Source organism: Alysiella crassa DSM 2578, assembly GCF_000745955.1.
In the GTDB taxonomy this organism is placed as follows: domain Bacteria; phylum Pseudomonadota; class Gammaproteobacteria; order Burkholderiales; family Neisseriaceae; genus Simonsiella; species Simonsiella crassa.
This window is the reverse complement of the sequence record NZ_JQKH01000059.1, coordinates 1-15,113: the sequence shown is the minus strand read 5'-3', so window position 1 is coordinate 15,113 and position 15,113 is coordinate 1. Positions and strand designations below refer to the sequence as shown.

Annotated in this window: 22 protein-coding genes, 1 tRNA gene and 1 pseudogene; 20 read left to right on the top strand and 4 right to left on the bottom strand. The window is 44.7% G+C overall.

The features are described 5' to 3' along the window. The first annotated feature begins 176 nt into the window (after window positions 1-176). Window positions 177-1,076: a 4-hydroxybenzoate octaprenyltransferase gene (gene ubiA, locus Q338_RS08955; protein WP_034294426.1), complete on the top strand. Its 900-nt coding sequence runs from the start codon at window positions 177-179 to the stop codon at window positions 1,074-1,076. Window positions 1,077-1,293: 217 nt separating this feature from the next. Here ubiA and bfr (Q338_RS08950) read toward each other — a convergent pair whose 3' ends face one another. From bfr (Q338_RS08950) to Q338_RS14545, 4 genes are all read right to left on the bottom strand, one after another. After that, on the bottom strand, window positions 1,294-1,767 hold the full coding sequence (gene bfr / locus Q338_RS08950; RefSeq protein ID WP_034294423.1) for a bacterioferritin: 474 nt from the start codon (window positions 1,765-1,767) through the stop codon (window positions 1,294-1,296). A 15-nt stretch (window positions 1,768-1,782) separates the two neighbouring features. Next, window positions 1,783-2,277 (bottom strand): bacterioferritin, encoded by a 495-nt coding sequence (gene bfr / locus Q338_RS08945; protein ID WP_034294421.1) that lies wholly within the window; start codon window positions 2,275-2,277, stop codon window positions 1,783-1,785. Between the two features lie 287 nt (window positions 2,278-2,564). After that, complete coding sequence (locus tag Q338_RS08940) at window positions 2,565-3,479, bottom strand: SEL1-like repeat protein (protein ID WP_051968575.1); 915 nt, start codon at window positions 3,477-3,479, stop codon at window positions 2,565-2,567. A gap of 41 nt (window positions 3,480-3,520) precedes the next feature. Further along, on the bottom strand, window positions 3,521-3,712 hold the full coding sequence (locus tag Q338_RS14545; RefSeq protein WP_147293662.1) for a hypothetical protein: 192 nt from the start codon (window positions 3,710-3,712) through the stop codon (window positions 3,521-3,523). Between the two features lie 29 nt (window positions 3,713-3,741). On the opposite strand from Q338_RS14545, the gene proB reads away from it, so the two are divergent. From proB to Q338_RS14530, 19 genes and pseudogenes are all read left to right on the top strand, one after another. After that, the gene (proB, locus tag Q338_RS08935; protein ID WP_172540005.1) at window positions 3,742-4,857 is read left to right on the top strand and encodes a glutamate 5-kinase; all 1,116 of its coding nucleotides are present in this window, start codon (window positions 3,742-3,744) and stop codon (window positions 4,855-4,857) included. 352 nt (window positions 4,858-5,209) lie between these two features. Beyond that, on the top strand, window positions 5,210-5,983 hold the full coding sequence (tpiA, locus tag Q338_RS08930) for a triose-phosphate isomerase (protein ID WP_034294418.1): 774 nt from the start codon (window positions 5,210-5,212) through the stop codon (window positions 5,981-5,983). Window positions 5,984-5,992: 9 nt separating this feature from the next. Further along, window positions 5,993-6,298 (top strand): annotated as a pseudogene (gene secG / locus Q338_RS08925) (preprotein translocase subunit SecG); the annotation flags it as partial. A gap of 289 nt (window positions 6,299-6,587) precedes the next feature. After that, a tRNA-Leu gene (locus Q338_RS08920) sits at window positions 6,588-6,673 on the top strand. A gap of 225 nt (window positions 6,674-6,898) precedes the next feature. Continuing rightward, complete coding sequence (locus Q338_RS08915) at window positions 6,899-8,101, top strand: tyrosine-type recombinase/integrase (RefSeq protein ID WP_034294416.1); 1,203 nt, start codon at window positions 6,899-6,901, stop codon at window positions 8,099-8,101. 530 nt (window positions 8,102-8,631) lie between these two features. Continuing rightward, entirely contained in the window at window positions 8,632-8,763 is a 132-nt protein-coding gene (locus tag Q338_RS15350) for a hypothetical protein (RefSeq protein WP_280517555.1), read from the top strand. A gap of 20 nt (window positions 8,764-8,783) precedes the next feature. Continuing rightward, a complete protein-coding gene (locus tag Q338_RS14540; protein ID WP_156961064.1) occupies window positions 8,784-8,927 on the top strand; it encodes a hypothetical protein in 144 nt (47 codons plus the stop codon). A gap of 18 nt (window positions 8,928-8,945) precedes the next feature. Further along, window positions 8,946-9,221 (top strand): type II toxin-antitoxin system HicA family toxin, encoded by a 276-nt coding sequence (locus Q338_RS08910; RefSeq protein WP_034294414.1) that lies wholly within the window; start codon window positions 8,946-8,948, stop codon window positions 9,219-9,221. Then, complete coding sequence (locus tag Q338_RS08905; RefSeq protein WP_034294412.1) at window positions 9,199-9,534, top strand: type II toxin-antitoxin system HicB family antitoxin; 336 nt, start codon at window positions 9,199-9,201, stop codon at window positions 9,532-9,534. The genes Q338_RS08910 and Q338_RS08905 overlap by 23 nt, the downstream gene beginning before the upstream one ends. A 160-nt stretch (window positions 9,535-9,694) precedes the next feature. Continuing rightward, on the top strand, window positions 9,695-10,372 hold the full coding sequence (locus tag Q338_RS08900) for a hypothetical protein (RefSeq protein WP_034294409.1): 678 nt from the start codon (window positions 9,695-9,697) through the stop codon (window positions 10,370-10,372). Between the two features lie 119 nt (window positions 10,373-10,491). Then, window positions 10,492-10,734 (top strand): AlpA family phage regulatory protein, encoded by a 243-nt coding sequence (locus Q338_RS08895; protein ID WP_034294406.1) that lies wholly within the window; start codon window positions 10,492-10,494, stop codon window positions 10,732-10,734. Window positions 10,735-10,736: 2 nt separating this feature from the next. After that, window positions 10,737-11,219 (top strand): hypothetical protein, encoded by a 483-nt coding sequence (locus Q338_RS08890; RefSeq protein WP_034294404.1) that lies wholly within the window; start codon window positions 10,737-10,739, stop codon window positions 11,217-11,219. 330 nt (window positions 11,220-11,549) lie between these two features. Further along, window positions 11,550-11,672, top strand: coding sequence for a hypothetical protein (locus tag Q338_RS15345; RefSeq protein ID WP_281268600.1), 123 nt, complete (start codon window positions 11,550-11,552; stop codon window positions 11,670-11,672). Window positions 11,673-12,152: 480 nt separating this feature from the next. Then, window positions 12,153-13,259, top strand: coding sequence for a hypothetical protein (locus Q338_RS08885; RefSeq protein WP_034294401.1), 1,107 nt, complete (start codon window positions 12,153-12,155; stop codon window positions 13,257-13,259). Continuing rightward, complete coding sequence (locus tag Q338_RS08880; RefSeq protein WP_147293661.1) at window positions 13,256-13,639, top strand: hypothetical protein; 384 nt, start codon at window positions 13,256-13,258, stop codon at window positions 13,637-13,639. The genes Q338_RS08885 and Q338_RS08880 overlap by 4 nt, the downstream gene beginning before the upstream one ends. Continuing rightward, window positions 13,636-14,052, top strand: a complete 417-nt coding sequence (locus tag Q338_RS08875; RefSeq protein ID WP_034294395.1) for a hypothetical protein — start codon at window positions 13,636-13,638, stop codon at window positions 14,050-14,052. The genes Q338_RS08880 and Q338_RS08875 overlap by 4 nt, the downstream gene beginning before the upstream one ends. Window positions 14,053-14,172: 120 nt before the next feature. Beyond that, on the top strand, window positions 14,173-14,373 hold the full coding sequence (locus tag Q338_RS08870; protein WP_034294393.1) for a hypothetical protein: 201 nt from the start codon (window positions 14,173-14,175) through the stop codon (window positions 14,371-14,373). Next, window positions 14,370-14,774 (top strand): hypothetical protein, encoded by a 405-nt coding sequence (locus Q338_RS08865; protein ID WP_034295743.1) that lies wholly within the window; start codon window positions 14,370-14,372, stop codon window positions 14,772-14,774. Before Q338_RS08870 ends, Q338_RS08865 begins: the two co-directional genes overlap by 4 nt. Then, the gene (locus tag Q338_RS14530) at window positions 14,771-14,941 is read left to right on the top strand and encodes a hypothetical protein (protein WP_156961048.1); all 171 of its coding nucleotides are present in this window, start codon (window positions 14,771-14,773) and stop codon (window positions 14,939-14,941) included. The genes Q338_RS08865 and Q338_RS14530 overlap by 4 nt, the downstream gene beginning before the upstream one ends. Window positions 14,942-15,113: the final 172 nt, after the last annotated feature.

Genomic DNA, 15,113 nt, shown 5'->3' with positions numbered 1-15,113 from the left:
AGTTCGCTCAATTCAGTCATATTGGATTAGTCGTGAGAAAATTAATACGATACCACTGAATTGATGCGGACTTCTTTTTTTATTGTACTTTTTTTGTCGTGTACTGAAAGGCAGCCTGAAAATTTTGGGCATATACGGAAAGGCAGCCTGAACATTTCATTCAAGGAATCATTGGCATGAAAATTAAAAAATTACTGTCGCAACTCATGCACCCGCGCACGGTGGGCAAATTGACGGTGTACGCGCAATTAATGCGAATTGACCGACCCATTGGCACATTATTATTGCTGTATCCGACCATTTGGGCGATTTGGATTGCGTCTAATGGCAAACCCGATTGGCTGGTGTTGCTGATGTTTACCATTGGCACATTTTTAATGCGTAGTGCAGGCTGCGTGATAAACGATTGGGCTGACCGTGAATACGATGGACACGTGGCGCGTACCAAAAATCGTCCTGCGGCGCGTGGTTTGGTCAGCAAAAAAGAAGCGTATCGGCTGACAGGTTTTCTGTGTGGATTAGCGGCTTTGTGCTTGATTCCATTTAATTATAAAACATGGATGATGGCGATTCCTGCCGTATTTCTTGCCTTGTCCTATCCCTATATGAAACGCTTTATGCCCTTGCCACAAGCGTATTTAGGGTTGGCGTTTTCTTTTGGTATACCGATGGCGTTTTTGGCGATATTGGGCGATTTGCCAACTGTGGCGTGGTGGCTGTTTGCTGCTAATGTGTTCTGGACACTAGCATACGATACCATTTATGCGATGGCAGATAAAGAAGATGACCTAAAAATTGGCATTAAAACATCTGCCATTACCTTTGGTAAATACGATGCGGAGATGGCGATGTTGAGTTATGCCCTGTTTGATGTGTTGATGATACAAGTGGGCATGATGATAGGCTCGTTTTGGGTGTATTGGCTGATGTTGCTGATGACGATTTACACGCAATGGAAATTTTATTTACGCATACAAAAACGCGATCGCCAAGCCTGTTTTGATGTATTTTTAGACAATACAAACATTGGTTTAATGTGGTTTTTGGGGATAGTGATGCACTATTCGTATGTGTAAATTCAGATTTCAGGCTGCCTTTCGGCGCATAACAAAACACATGTAGGGTGCGCCGTGCGCACCAAGTGATTGAATAATTTAAATATGATGAGAATTTGGTGCGTAATACTCACCCTACATGGTAAATTCTGCTAATCATAATAAACAGGCAGCCTGAAAATGGTTCAGGCTGCCTGATTTTTATGATTATATGGTTTGTGTACTACTTTTGTGCCGCTTAATCTTCTAACGTACCCAGTTGCAAATAATTTGCTAAACCCAGATTTTCAATGTGTTCTAACTGCGTTTCCAACCAGTCAATACGTTCTTCGTTCACATCTTTTTGCTGTTCCAGCAGCAAACGAGACACATAATCTTCTTGTTGTTCACACACTTTGATGGCTTCAATTAGGGCAAGGTGTTTTTCCTGTTCTTTTGCCAAATCACATTTAATGATTTCTTCGGGGGTTTCGCCAATCAATAATTTACCTAATTCTTGCAAATTCGGTAAACCTTCCAAAAACAATACACGTTCAATAATCGCGTCAGCTTGCTTCATTTCCACGATGGAGCTTTTGTAGAAATGCTCGCCCATTTCTTCCAAACCCCAGTTTTTCAGAATACGTGCATGTAAAAAATACTGATTAATCGTAACCAACAACAAGCCTAAATTTTTATTAAGCTGTTGAATGGCTTGACGGTCGCCTTTCATCATTGCTCTCCTGAATTAATGACCGTGAGTAGGGTCGCTGCTGCCAATCATTTGGCTTTGCAGATAATTTTGTTCGCCCAACATTTTGATTAAACGCAATTGTTGTTCCAACCAATGAGCATGGTCTTCTTCCGTGTCTTTCAATTGTTCAACCAATAATTGACGGGTAACATAATCCTGTTCTTCTTCGCACAATTTAATGCCTTTTTTCAAATTGTCGCGCACTTCAATTTCGGTGTCCAAATCAAATTGCAGCATTTCGGTTACATTTTTGCCCACTTTCACGGGCGCAGAAACCATATTGGGCGTGCCACCCAACATCAAAATGCGGCGGATAAAGCCTTCCGCGTGCAAAGTTTCATCTTCCATTTCATGCCCAATGCGGTCAAACAATTTGGTTAAACCCCATTCAGAATACATGCGTGAGTGAATAAAATATTGGTCGCGAGCGGATAATTCGTTTGCCAATAAAAAATTCATGTAATCAATAACTTTTTGGTTGCCTTGCATAATAAATACCTCTGTATATAAAGTGGTTGTGTGTTGTCGGAGCGTATTGTAGCAAAAACATTTGAATTGGCAAGTTACTATTTTTTAATGGGATTTATTTTTAATTTAATTTGACAAGAAATGAGTTTCACATCATTTTCTAATTGAGAAAATTCTCAATAAATCAAAACACTAATATAGGAATGATTGCTAATTGATTGAATTAATTATTTTTAAGGGTTTAATTGCTTACAAAAGTTTACATTCAGGCTGCCTAAAAATGGGAAAATTTTTCAGGCAGCCTGAACTTATTTCCCCATCACTTTGGTGGACAACCACATCAACACAATCATCACCACCATAGAAATCAGCAAAGTCATGATTTTGGGATTTTGCCACCATTCGGGTTCAGACTCGGCTTGTGGTAAAAACGGCATGTTTTCGGGGAAAATATCTACATCGCCACTGCTGATGAGTTCGCGCGGTGGTGTGGCAGGGAACTGGGTTTCCAGCCACGTTTGCAGTTGGCAATACTGTTTGGCGGGTGGAGACGGCGGAATTTTGCCTTGTACAATCAGCTTACGCAAATATTGTTCGGCGGTCGGGCTGCCTTGTTTGGTGGCAAATTGCAGCAGTTGCCGCGCGATTTGTTTGACGGCAATGGGGCTGGTGTAAAAGCGTTTGCAGGCTGCCTGTAAATCTTTATCTGAAATATGTGGATGATTTTGTTTGAATAATTTGGCGGTTTTTATCGCGTCATGATTCAAAATTTCGGGGGCGGCTTCGGGGACGGCGAGCAGCATTTCGGCAAGCCATTGTGTGCCACGCCAATCTTTTTGTTGCGCGGCTTTGCGGGCGAATGCGGCTGAGTTACCAAAAGATTGTTTTATAAACAATCCTTTAGCTGATAAATACGCCAAATAGAGCAGGGCGGTGGTATTGCCTTGCTCGCTGGCTTGTTGTAAAAATTGGGGCAATTTCGCGCCTTGTTCGGGCGATAATTTGCCGCTTTGCAGCGCGAGCGCGACTTTGGGGAGCGTGGGTTGCCCGATGGTTTGGGCTAATTCAGCGTTGCGCCATTCTTCTAAAACGTGGCTGAAATCCGCCAAACGCATTTGGGCGTATTTAACGGTGGATTCGTGGTGGGCGCGCACGCCATCGGTGAGCAATTGGGTGAGACAATCGTTGATTTCCGCTTCGTTGGGTGGGGTTTCGGTAAACATGGTGTGGGCTTATCTATACAAATGGCGGCATTATCGCATTTTCAGGCTGCCTGAAAAATGGTATAACGCGCTTTCATTGAATTTTCAGGCTGCCTGTGTGGTTTTTTGTGTGTTTCAGGCAGCCTTACCGTACACAACAATTTTGCCAATACCCAAAATGTAGGGTGCGTAATACGCACCTTCCATGAATTGTGTCGTGTACTGTAAGGCAGCCTGAAAATCAAATTTGACATTTAAATTAAAACAATAAGGCAGCCTGAACATGAATTTAGCAAATGCAAAACGAATCGTGATGAAAGTCGGTTCCAGTCTCGTAACCGCCGAAGGTCGTGGTATTGACCAAGCCGCGCTGGACAATTGGGCAAACCAAATCGCCGCCATCAAACGCACAGGCGTGGACGTGATTTTGGTGTCTAGCGGCGCGATTGCCGAAGGCGTGAAACGCTTGGGGTGGGCAAAACGCCCGACCGCCATCAATGAATTACAAGCGGCGGCGGCAGTTGGACAAATGGGCATTGCCCAAGCCTATGAACGCGCCTTTTCCGCCCACCAATTGCACACCGCGCAAATTTTATTGACCCACGAAGATTTAAGCGACCGCACCCGTTATCTCAATGCGCGTAGCACGCTCAATACTTTATTGGCGCAAAACATTGTGCCTGTGATTAATGAAAACGACACCGTTACCACCGATGAAATCAAATTGGGCGACAACGACACTTTGGGCGCACTCGTAACCAATTTGGTGGACGCAGACGCGCTGATTATCCTGACCGACCAACGCGGTTTATACGACAGCGACCCGCGCAAAAATCCTCAAGCCCAATTCATACACGAAATTTCCGCCGTCCACCCCGATTTAGAAAACATGGCAGGTGGCGCAGGCACAGGCGTTGGCACGGGTGGCATGTACACCAAAGTGTTGGCGGCAAAACGCGCCGCTTTGAGTGGCGCGAGTACCGTAGTCGCTTCGGGGCGCGAACCGCAAGTTTTGCAACGCTTGTTGCAAGGCGAAAGCGTTGGCACCTTGTTTACCAGCGAATTTAGCCGCGTGAATGCGCGTAAACAATGGCTGTTGGGGCATATCCAAATTTCAGGCAGCGTGAATGTGGACGCGGGCGCAGAACGCGCTTTGCTGGACAAACACGGCAGCCTGTTGCCAGTGGGCGTGGTGCGCGTGAACGGGCATTTTCATCGCGGCGAACTGATTGCCGTGTTAAACGAAGATGGCAAAGAAATTGCGCGTGGTTTGGCGAATTACAGCAGCGCGGAAACGGCGAAAATTGTGCGTTGTCATGCCGATGAAATTGCGGCGCGATTGGGTTTTGCGTTTGAAGATGAATTGATTCATCGGGATAATTTGGCGTTGCACCGTTAAATCAATGGTTTTCAGGCTGCCTGAACAGTACGCGAAAAAAGAACAGTAGGGTGCGCCGTGCGCACCAAATTCGCTACAATATTTAAATTATAGTGGATTCAATTTAAATCAGGACAAGGCGACAGCGACCGCCTTGTACACATTTAGTACATAAGGGAGCTGGCAACGCTGTACTGGTTTAAATTGAATTCACTATATTCAGCCATTTGGTGCGCACGGCGCACCCACATTTTCATAATTGGAAAAATTGTCGCGTATTTTCAGGCAGCCTGAAACCAGTTTCACGCGACTACAAAATCAGCTAAAATAACGCCGCATCACCATTTACAGATTTACAAAGGACAAATTCACAATGGCAATTTCAAATATTTGGCAACAAAAATGGGTCATCGGTAACTGGAAAATGAACGGGCAATTGCAAGACAATAATACCCTAGTTCACAAATTACGCAGTTTCCCCAGCGTAGAAAAAGTGTGCATTGGCATTACCCCGCCCACCGTTTATTTATTACAAGTGCATAATGCCGTACAAATTGTATTGAATAATACCATTTTCACCTGCGCCCAAGACGTGAGCCGTTTTGCGGACAAAGGCGCGTACACAGGCGAAGTGTCCGCCGAAATGATGAAAGACGTGGGCGTGGACATTGTTTTAATTGGACATTCCGAACGCAGCCTGTATTTCAACGAAAAAAATGATGTGCAACGCCAAAAAATTGAAAACGTCTTGAAAGTCGGCTTAATTCCCCTATTATGCGTGGGTGAAAGCCTGAAAGAACGCGAAGATGGGCGCGAAAAAGAAGCCGTTGCCTACCAATTATCCGTATTCAAAGGCTTGAAAACCAAAAATTTTGCCATTGCCTATGAACCTGTGTGGGCGATTGGCACGGGCAAAGTGGCGACCAAAGAACAAATTGCCGATATGCACCAATTTATTTACAACGAGGTCTTGTCATTGTGTGGTAATGATGCTAATATCCGCGTTCTTTACGGCGGTAGCGTGAACGAAAAAAACGCTGCCGATATTTTTACTGTGCCACACGTAGATGGCGCACTCGTGGGCGGCGCATCATTGAAATACGAAGCCTTTACAGCCATTATTAACGCCGCACAGGCAGCAGAATAAACACACATTATGGAAGCCTTTAAAACCGTCATTTGGATTATCAATATCTTTTCATCTTTAGCCATTATTGCATTGGTACTGATGCAGCATGGCAAAGGTGCGGATGCTGGTGCGAATTTTGGCGGTTCGGGCAGCGCACAGGGCGTATTTGGTTCGGGCGGTAATGCGAACTTTTTAACGCGTATGACTGGGATTGCGGCGGCGGTGTTTTTTGCTTCATGCTTGGCATTGGGTTATGTGAACACAAAAAGCGCGAATAAAGTGGGCGGCATTGATTTTAGCGATGTGCAACAAAGTAGCCAAATTGCTGAACCCAAAGTGATTCAACAACAAATTGCCAGTGATGTGGTTGCGCCAAGTGCAGCGAGCAGCGCAAGTGCAGTAAGCAGTACGAGCAGCAATAGTGCAGTAGCTACTGCGGTTGCTACAGGTGCAGCCGCCGCAACAGCCAAAGCAGTTGTGGATAGCAAAAATAAGAAAACAGATTCATCTGCTGCCAAAACAGCCAAATCTGATAAAGATAAAAAAGACAGCAAAAAAACTGCTAATACCAAAAAATCAAGTAAACCTGCTGAAAAATCCAAAACCAAACAATAAATTTTATGCGGATATGGTGAAATTGGTAGACACGCCATCTTGAGGGGGTGGTGAGCCTAGCTCGTGCGAGTTCAAGTCTCGCTATCCGCACCAAAGTCAAAAAAGCAGCCTGAAAATGGCTGTTTTTTTACGTCTATTATCGTCTATGATTGTAAACTAATTCATTGATTTAAAATTGAATTAATTTTTTGGCTGGTGTGTTCTGATGTTTTTTTGTCTATTATTGTTTACTAGCTTCTATTGAAATCAATTGAAAAATGGGGGTATATTTGGGGGTATGCAAAAAAGACCCCTGAAAAAATACCCCCAAATTAACTCATCATGTTGAATAATCGTCAAATCCAAACGGCTAAACCCAAAGACAAACCCTATAAATTATCTGATGGCGGTGGCTTGTATTTGCTTGTTACACCAGCAGGGGGCAAGTTGTGGCGGTTGAAATATCGCTTTGATGGCAAAGAAATGTTATTAGCGATTGGGAAATATCCCGATATTGCGTTGATTGAAGCGCGAGCCGCCGCCGATACTGCCCGAAATCAGCTTGCCAATGAGATTAATCCAGCCGCCGCCAAACAGCAAGCCAAAGCAGAGCGCAAAGCAGCTCTATTAAATACTTTTGAGCATTTGGCGCGGCAATGGCATAAAGAAAACTTGCACCGTTGGAAAGCCAATCATGCGGCGCGGATTTTATCGGATATGGAAAAAGATGTTTTCCCCTATATCGGGCAAAAGCCGCTTGATGATGTGAGTGTAGCTGATGTGAAATTATTAATTGTGAGAATAGGGGAGCGTGGCGCATTAGTTACGGCGGAAAAAGTCCGTCAATGGATAGGCGCGGTATTTCATTATGCGGCGATGTTGGAATTAACCGACCGTAACCCAGCTACACCATTACGCGGCTTTTTAGAAAAGAAAACCACGCGCCCCATGCCAGCCTTACCGCGTGAAGAATTGACGGAGTTTTATCGCCGTTTGATGTTGGTGGAAATTGAAGAGAAAAATAGGATTGCCATTCTCTTGAATATGCTGTTATTTATTCGCAGTACGGAATTAAGGGGCGGTAAATGGGCGGAAATTGATTTTCAGGCTGCCTGTTGGACTGTACCAGCCGAGCGCATGAAAATGAAAATAGCGCATATCGTACCGCTTTCAGATTGGGCAGTTGCGTTATTGCGTGAGTTGTACCAGCTAACAGGGCATACCCCCTATTTGTTTCCCAGTCGGATTAAAGCCGATGGATTTATCAGCGATGGTACACTTATCAACATTATGAATAATATGGGTTACAAGGGCATTGCCACACCACACGGATTTAGGAGCTTGGCAAGCAGCATATTGAACGAGCAAGGTTTCAACCCCGATAGCATAGAGCGGCAATTAGCCCACATGGAAAGCAACCGTATCAGAGCCGCCTACAATCGCGCTGAATACCTAGACGAGCGTAAAACATTTATGCAATGGTATTCCGACTATTTGCGCCGCCATTATGATGAAGCCCTTGCCAGTCTTCAGGCAGCCTGAAATATTGATACAGCCCTTTGTGATGATGATTCGCAAGGGGCTTTTTGTTTGGGCCCGATGTGAATTAGGTAAGCGATGGGGGTAGGGTGGATTGATAGCAGGCAGATGATGGATTCACACGCGAGAGATGGCTATTTTAAGTGGGATTAGTGGGATTGATAATTTTATTATTGATATAAATATATATAAATCAAATATTTAAATTATTTCATTAAGAAGAAGACAAGTGGGATTTTAGTGGGAATGGGGTGGGATTTTAATGGGATTGGTGGGAATATTTAAATAATCAATGATTTATCTATCTGCCTGTTATGCGTTAGGTACTTCCAAAGAGGCGAAGTATGCGGGTAATTCTGACCCCTTTTGTTGTGAAGTGTGAGCGTGTTATAGCTTCCTTCCTTTGAGTTTTATATTGGAAAACAAGGTTATAGGGGGGTATGCAAAAGTTCAAAATAGGCAGCCTACGGACACCGCCCGTACTCTCATTCACAGAAAAAAATCCCCTGAAACCGTGTTAAAGTTAAAGGGAAATGTTAAAAATCAATGGTTTGATATGTGTGTATTTGGGTTTGGTGTTGTTTTATCAAGGTTTTTTGTGGTGTGGGCGTGGTGGTGGGTGGGGTTTTAACATGGTTTGGCGCGTGGTGTTATGGGGGCGGTAGTTTTATTTAACATTTTGAAAATGATGGAATTTTTAGCAATTTTATTGCGTGGTGTATTGGGTGTTTCAGGCAGCCTGAAATGTGCGGCGGTGGGCTTGCCCTGTTTGTGCTTGCTATGTTTGAAATATTGGATACGTGCCGTTATAATTGGTACTATTATTTAATACCAGTAAACGCCAAAAATGAAGCGTAAACACCAGCGTACATTAAACGCCATTTTCGCCCGCCCTGTATCAGGTGGCATTAAATGGGCGGATATTGAAGCCCTGTTTTTGGAATTGGGCGCGGAAATTGAAGAGCGAGCGGGTAGCCGTGTTGCGATTATTTTGTTTGAACAAGTCAAAGTTTTTCACAGACCACACCCCAGCCCCGATACTGATAAAGGCGCAGTGGTGAGTGTGAAAAAATGGTTAGAAGAAAATGGAGTTATCCCAAATGATGAACCTGATGGAAATTAACGGATACAAGGCAGTTATCAGCTACGACCCCGAAATACAGATGTTTCGTGGTGAATTTATTGGGCTGAATGGTGGCGCGGATTTTTACGCCGCCGATGTGGTGAGCTTGCAGCAAGAAGCAGAAACGAGTTTGCAAACTTTCCTTGATGTGTGCAGGGAGCGCGGTATTGAGCCTGTGAAGCAGTATTCGGGGCGTTTTAATGTTCGTATTAGTCCCGAAACACACGCGGCGGCTGTTGCTGCTGCTCAAGCCCAGCGCATGAGTTTGAATGAATGGATTAATCAGGCTATTTTTCAAGCGGTTAATGCGTGATTAATGGTTTTAGGCTGCCTGAAAGACTGAAACACCAGCTAATAATATGATTGGCTGGTGTTTTTTATTGGCTTGCGAAAAATCTTTTTAAAATCATGATTGTTGATGTGTATGGACGGTGTTAGAATATGGCAGATAGTTAAGGATAGGAATAAGGCACATGAAACCTGAATTAAAGAAAACAATGGAACAAGGTTTTTTTGCTACTATGCGTAATGAAAAGATAGCAAGATTGAGCAAGCCAGCGCAAACAATATCAGTAAAAGAAGCACAAAAGCTATTAGATGAAGCAAAGAGAGAATTGGAAGAAAAGCGTTTTGCAGAAAATGCCGCAAGAATGCGTGAACACATGCAAATGGCAAGACAACATCATGAAATTGGCAATCAAGTTATGGCTATTCGGGCAATATTTGGCGATATGCCGTTTAATGAAATTTTATTTTTATTACAAGAATTTATTAGAGAATGTCAGGAAAAACAGGCGAAGCAAAAGAAACAAACACAACGTGCCGCCCTTATCCTGCCTGAAACACCAGCGCAAACCACCGCTCCCATATCTAAATTGGCGCGTGAAAATGGGCGCAAGGGCAAAGAAAAACAGTTACAAAACAGCGTGAAAGAGAAATTTAGATTAAATAAATTTCAGGATTTGTTCAAGATTTGGGAAACGCGCTTGCGGCGTGAAGAATATGGCGCAAAAGCACGATTTTGTGAAACTGTGAAAATGTATTATGATGATTATATTGATGCTTTAGAAAAGCAAGGCGCGAAAATAAACGAAAAAGACAAGGTTTTAACTGATGACGCTATTCGCCGATGGCTGCGAAAACTGATGTAAACTTTCAGAAAACCACCCATACAGGCAGCCTGTAAAGCCGTATAGCCCCCTTATGCCGTTATGTTGTTCAAACATAACGGCTATTATTTTGCCCATTGTAAGCACATGGAGAACCACAGATGACTACTCAATCAACCATCAGGATTTTAAAGTTGCCTGAAGTTATGCGTATGACTGCTTTAAGCCGTTCTGCCATTTACGGTAAGGCAGACCCAAAAAGCCATTTATATGACCCTGATTTTCCTAGATTAATTAAATTGACCGCCAAATCAAGCGGCTGGGTAGAAAGTGAAATCAATGAATGGCTGCTCAAACGCATTGAACAGCGCAATCAACAACACAATCAAAGAAAGGCAGCCTGAAAATGCACACCAGCAACACCCCGCCCCTTGTTCTTATTCAACGCTATGAAGAAGCGAGCGTAAACACATTCCGCTGTACGATGGCGAGCCGCGCCGATATTGCCCAAATGTTGCAAACAGGCGAAAACTGGTACATCCACGCCGTGCAAGAGCCGATTAACAGCCCTGCCGATGAAAAACAGAAGTTTCGCAAAGCAATGGCAATCGCTGCCCACCATCACGCGCTTTTCTTCCAAATGGGGCAACACCATCAAGGCGAAACCGACCAGCTTCAATTTTTGGCGGAATTGTATGATTTGCTTTTATCCCGCGCTGTGCCATCGGTGGAGCGTTTATGCCGCTATCAACGCCGTATGAATGAGACAGGCGTGTTGGCGTATGGGCAAATTTATAAGCCCCAATCCACTTATCACGCGCTTACGTTTGCCCTTGCGCCTTTTTTGCGTTCTGCTTTTCGTAATAGTAGAAATGTAAAGAAAAATTAACAAAATTCCCTACCCTACCCCACTAGGGGGCAGCCTGAAACCACTCTTCACGGTGAAAAATATCCCCTATGATGGGGTAGGGGAGAGAAAATCAAGGGTTTTGTTAAGAATATTGTTAAATCATGTTAATTTGAACTGGGGCGCAAAACCCATTCAGGCAGCCTGAAAATGAGTACGCCGCGCCCCTTGTTACTGCTTGCTAAACAGAAATGCGCCCACGCGCCCAAAAAATGCCCCATTTGGCGTAATCAGCAGTATAGATAGGCGCAAACCTCTATCCAGTAAATAAACGCGCTAAAAACGCAAAATAGACCGCCTAATGGCGATTTGATGAAAACGCGTGCCGCGCTGGAAAATGGTAAAACCGACAAGCAAGCCTATCAAGAAGCCAAAGAACAGGCAAATGCTTTTATGCAACAGTTTGGCGGTGCATTATTGCCCACGAAAGTATAAAAACCACATTTTTTACACAAACCCTAAAACAACAAAAAAATACCAATTAAACCATTTTAAAAAGCATAATATTTCAATAAAAATATATTTATTAAATATATATGGCGATTAAATGACAAAAATACCATGCAGGCAGCCTGAAAATTCGTGCCCAAACGCGCCGCGCTGCTTGACGAAACACAATGCAAAAAGGCAGAATAGGCGCATTGCTTTCAATCAAGCAATGCAGCCGTGGAAAGCTGCTAACAAAGTGGCAAGCAATCGCCATTCACAGAGAACCTTGAGTTCCCGAATGGTTTTTTTATGCTTGTAATTCCCCTAGTTTTGCCTTTTTTTGGCGGGCATGGGGCAGCGTTAGGCGCAAGCCTAGCTGGTTTCACTTTGTGCCAGTTTTCCACCCGCTGCCCTATTGCCCGCCGCCTTACGCGTGGAAACGTAGTAGGCGGGTTGATTAACCCACAAAGTGAAAGGCAGACAATCATGTCTCAAAATCTTGCCACAAGTGCGTCTACAAAACGCGCTTATTCTAAAAAAATCCATTCTAATCAGAAAATTAGTGGTTTTGCTACGGCTTGGCTGCACGCCCTGCCCGATATTGAAACCATCTTGAAACAGGTACGCCGCGCCGTAGGCTACAGCGCCAAGAAAAACGCCATTCGGGCGCAATATGAGCGCGATATTCAGGCGTTTGCTCATCTGCCCGCCCATGAAGCGCAAGTTTGCGCCTTGGTAAACGCGCAAAAGGCGGCGGATTGTGCCAATGGTCATGCGCCATACACGCCTACACCAGCCGAAATCACGCATTTTTACGCTTTGGCAAGTGGTGAAATCGCCGAAAATGGCGCAGAAAGCGTTTCAGGCAGCCTGAAAAACACCACCAACGAGCCAAACCCCGCTCCTGCCCCCACGCCCATCAAAACGAAAAACGCGCCGATGAGCGGCTTTGTGAAATGGGTGGGTAACACGCCGCCCAGTATTGGGGAAATCATTGACCAAATCCGTGCTTGTAAACGCAATACCGTTATTCGTAACGATATTTACCAAAATTACAAGCGTAATTTGGTGCGTTATCGTGAGAAAACCCACCCGCATTTTGCGTTTATTTTTGCGCTGATTCGGGCGCAAATGGGCGTGGATAGGCACAAGGGGGCAACATCGGACACACCCAGCTTGAAAGCGTGGCGCAAGATGAAATTGCGCCAAATCGCCCGCATGGTGGCGCGAGCGGAATTTAATGGCACACTTTACCCTGCCAGCCCCGAACAACGCCATGCCGCGCGTGTGATTAGTAAGCAGATTTTGGCTGATTTGGGCATTCCTGCCCGCCGTATTGCGCCGAAAAAGGTTTCAGGCAGCCTGAAAACCACCGCGCCCAATCCTCCCACTATCTCCATTGAGCGCAAACGCAAGTCAAACCACGCCGCGCCGATTTTATGCCGTGCCATTCGCCATTTTCCGACCCAGCAAAAGGCGAGCGTGTATTTATCCCACCGCGTGAAAGCGTGTGCCAATGACCGCTTTATTATTCAACAAATTAATCAGCATAAATGGGCGGTTTGCCGTGTATTGTCGGGGGGTGTGGCATGAATATGATGGAAAATAAACCCATTGCAACAGGTTGTTACAAAAGCCATTCATTAGACCCTTTCGGCGATTTGTTATTGAATTATCAGGCGATTAAGGGCGTGTTTGATGGGACTGCCAATTATTTTGATTGCAACACCGTAGAGAGTTTGGCGGGTATGGCAATGGAGAATATGGCAAAAATGGCTTTGTTGTTTGGCGGTATGCTGCACAACATGGATTTTGAAAACCTTGATGAAGTGGCATACAACGCAGATAGTCATGATTTAAAAGTGGCTTATTGCGCCTTTATGCAGATGACAAGCGGCATGATGACGGCTTTACCCCGTCTTCAGGCTGCCTGTATTAAACAGCGTATGGCATTACAAGGGAGCGGGGCATGAAGAAAAAATATCCTTTGGCAAATCGTGAGCCGTTTGAGTACACGCATTTCTTTTGTTTGACCCCACAAAAGGCATTGATGAGCTACCCTGAAGCCTTAGCACACATTCGCCGCCAATACGCCACCGCGCCCGCCGCCATGCCTGATTATGGCATGGTACGCAACAACACCGCCGAGCCGTCTCAATGGCTGGTGTTTCAGGTGCAAGATGGCACGGAATGCGAATATTGCCACATTCAGGCAACACCCCACACACGCCACCCACGATTAGAACGCGCGATTAGCTGCCTGAATTTTTTAGCAAATTTTCACAGTTATAAGGGCTGTCGTGTGGGCTTACGCAAAATGGGGCAAGAGTGGCTGGTGTTTCAGGTAAACGAGCAAAAACACCAGCAAAAATCATTAACCCCCTAATTTCTCTCTTCATTTTCCCAATCGGATAATTTGATTATTTGGCTTTGCCTGATTTGGCACGGCTGGATTTTTGTAAGCCATTAATTTAATTATATGATTGAATTTAAAGGATTTTCAATTATGAATACCGTTGTAAACCCAAACCATGACACGGCAAACATTGCCTATTTGCAAGGTGCAATTTCCGCGCTGGAAAGCGTAGAAACGCTGATGAGTAATAGCGATGAAAATTTAACGCTTGATGATGTTTTTCAATTTATTCAAGATTTTAAAATTGGCTTGATGGAAGAATGTGAATGTAAACAGGGGGTGCAATCATGATGTTCTATGCCATCGGATTAGCCCTGTTTTTATTGGCGGTATTGATTTACTTGCTGGGGCAGACCATTGGGCAATGGAAGCACGAAGCCCACATGAGAGAACGCATTAAAAACACAGGATTTTTTATGTTGGAAAACGGCTTGTATCGCGCCGTTAAGGTGGGCATTGACACCAGCCAACCCACGCGCAAATTGGAAACGCGTGATTTTGGCGATGTGGTGGAAACGCTGGTAACGCCACAAAACGCATTCAGGCAGCCTGAAACCCACCAGCCGCCACCACAAATCACCGTGATGGACACCGACCAAACCGACCCCGACCAAGACGACAACCCTATCACAATGGCAGAGCCACCGAAAAAAACCATTCGCCGCCGCGTAACAAGGAGTGCCACAGCATGAATTACTTTTTGCTTACTTTATTGATTTTAAATGTAGAAATGCTGATTGTTTTGGGCGTGTTTTTGTTTCGCCAATTCAGGCAGCCGCCGCGCCGCCGTTTTGTGAAGCCGCGCCGCCAAGCGGTAAACCCCCAAATTCGCCGCCTGTTACCTGATAAAAAGGGCTAATACGATGATTTCTAATATTTTACTTTATGGCGGTGGCGGTTTGATTGTGGGTTATTTATTGGGTGAATGGGCGAGTTATCAGCGTTACAGCCCTGTTGTGCAAGCCATTTCAGCGCAATTAGACGACACGCAAACGGAATTAGCCGCCGCCGAAAAGCAAATTGAAGCGCAA

Excerpts from the sequence above, each read along its gene's own strand:
- Q338_RS08870 (WP_034294393.1), top strand. The coding sequence starts at position 14,173 with ATGAATACCGTTGTAAACCCAAACCATGACACGGCAAACATTGCCTAT.
- Q338_RS08880 (WP_147293661.1), top strand. The coding sequence starts at position 13,256 with ATGAATATGATGGAAAATAAACCCATTGCAACAGGTTGTTACAAAAGC.
- tpiA (WP_034294418.1), top strand. The coding sequence starts at position 5,210 with ATGGCAATTTCAAATATTTGGCAACAAAAATGGGTCATCGGTAACTGG.
- Q338_RS14540 (WP_156961064.1), top strand. The coding sequence starts at position 8,784 with ATGATGGAATTTTTAGCAATTTTATTGCGTGGTGTATTGGGTGTTTCA.
- Q338_RS08875 (WP_034294395.1), top strand. The coding sequence starts at position 13,636 with ATGAAGAAAAAATATCCTTTGGCAAATCGTGAGCCGTTTGAGTACACG.
- bfr (WP_034294421.1), bottom strand. The coding sequence starts at position 2,277 with ATGCAAGGCAACCAAAAAGTTATTGATTACATGAATTTTTTATTGGCA.
- Q338_RS14545 (WP_147293662.1), bottom strand. The coding sequence starts at position 3,712 with ATGTCAAATTTGATTTTCAGGCTGCCTTACAGTACACGACACAATTCA.
- proB (WP_172540005.1), top strand. The coding sequence starts at position 3,742 with ATGAATTTAGCAAATGCAAAACGAATCGTGATGAAAGTCGGTTCCAGT.
- bfr (WP_034294423.1), bottom strand. The coding sequence starts at position 1,767 with ATGAAAGGCGACCGTCAAGCCATTCAACAGCTTAATAAAAATTTAGGC.
- Q338_RS08890 (WP_034294404.1), top strand. The coding sequence starts at position 10,737 with ATGCACACCAGCAACACCCCGCCCCTTGTTCTTATTCAACGCTATGAA.
- Q338_RS08910 (WP_034294414.1), top strand. The coding sequence starts at position 8,946 with ATGAAGCGTAAACACCAGCGTACATTAAACGCCATTTTCGCCCGCCCT.
- Q338_RS15350 (WP_280517555.1), top strand. The coding sequence starts at position 8,632 with ATGTTAAAAATCAATGGTTTGATATGTGTGTATTTGGGTTTGGTGTTG.
- Q338_RS08940 (WP_051968575.1), bottom strand. The coding sequence starts at position 3,479 with ATGTTTACCGAAACCCCACCCAACGAAGCGGAAATCAACGATTGTCTC.
- Q338_RS08895 (WP_034294406.1), top strand. The coding sequence starts at position 10,492 with ATGACTACTCAATCAACCATCAGGATTTTAAAGTTGCCTGAAGTTATG.
- Q338_RS08905 (WP_034294412.1), top strand. The coding sequence starts at position 9,199 with ATGATGAACCTGATGGAAATTAACGGATACAAGGCAGTTATCAGCTAC.
- ubiA (WP_034294426.1), top strand. The coding sequence starts at position 177 with ATGAAAATTAAAAAATTACTGTCGCAACTCATGCACCCGCGCACGGTG.
- Q338_RS08865 (WP_034295743.1), top strand. The coding sequence starts at position 14,370 with ATGATGTTCTATGCCATCGGATTAGCCCTGTTTTTATTGGCGGTATTG.
- Q338_RS08900 (WP_034294409.1), top strand. The coding sequence starts at position 9,695 with ATGAAACCTGAATTAAAGAAAACAATGGAACAAGGTTTTTTTGCTACT.
- Q338_RS15345 (WP_281268600.1), top strand. The coding sequence starts at position 11,550 with ATGAAAACGCGTGCCGCGCTGGAAAATGGTAAAACCGACAAGCAAGCC.
- Q338_RS08885 (WP_034294401.1), top strand. The coding sequence starts at position 12,153 with ATGTCTCAAAATCTTGCCACAAGTGCGTCTACAAAACGCGCTTATTCT.
- Q338_RS14530 (WP_156961048.1), top strand. The coding sequence starts at position 14,771 with ATGAATTACTTTTTGCTTACTTTATTGATTTTAAATGTAGAAATGCTG.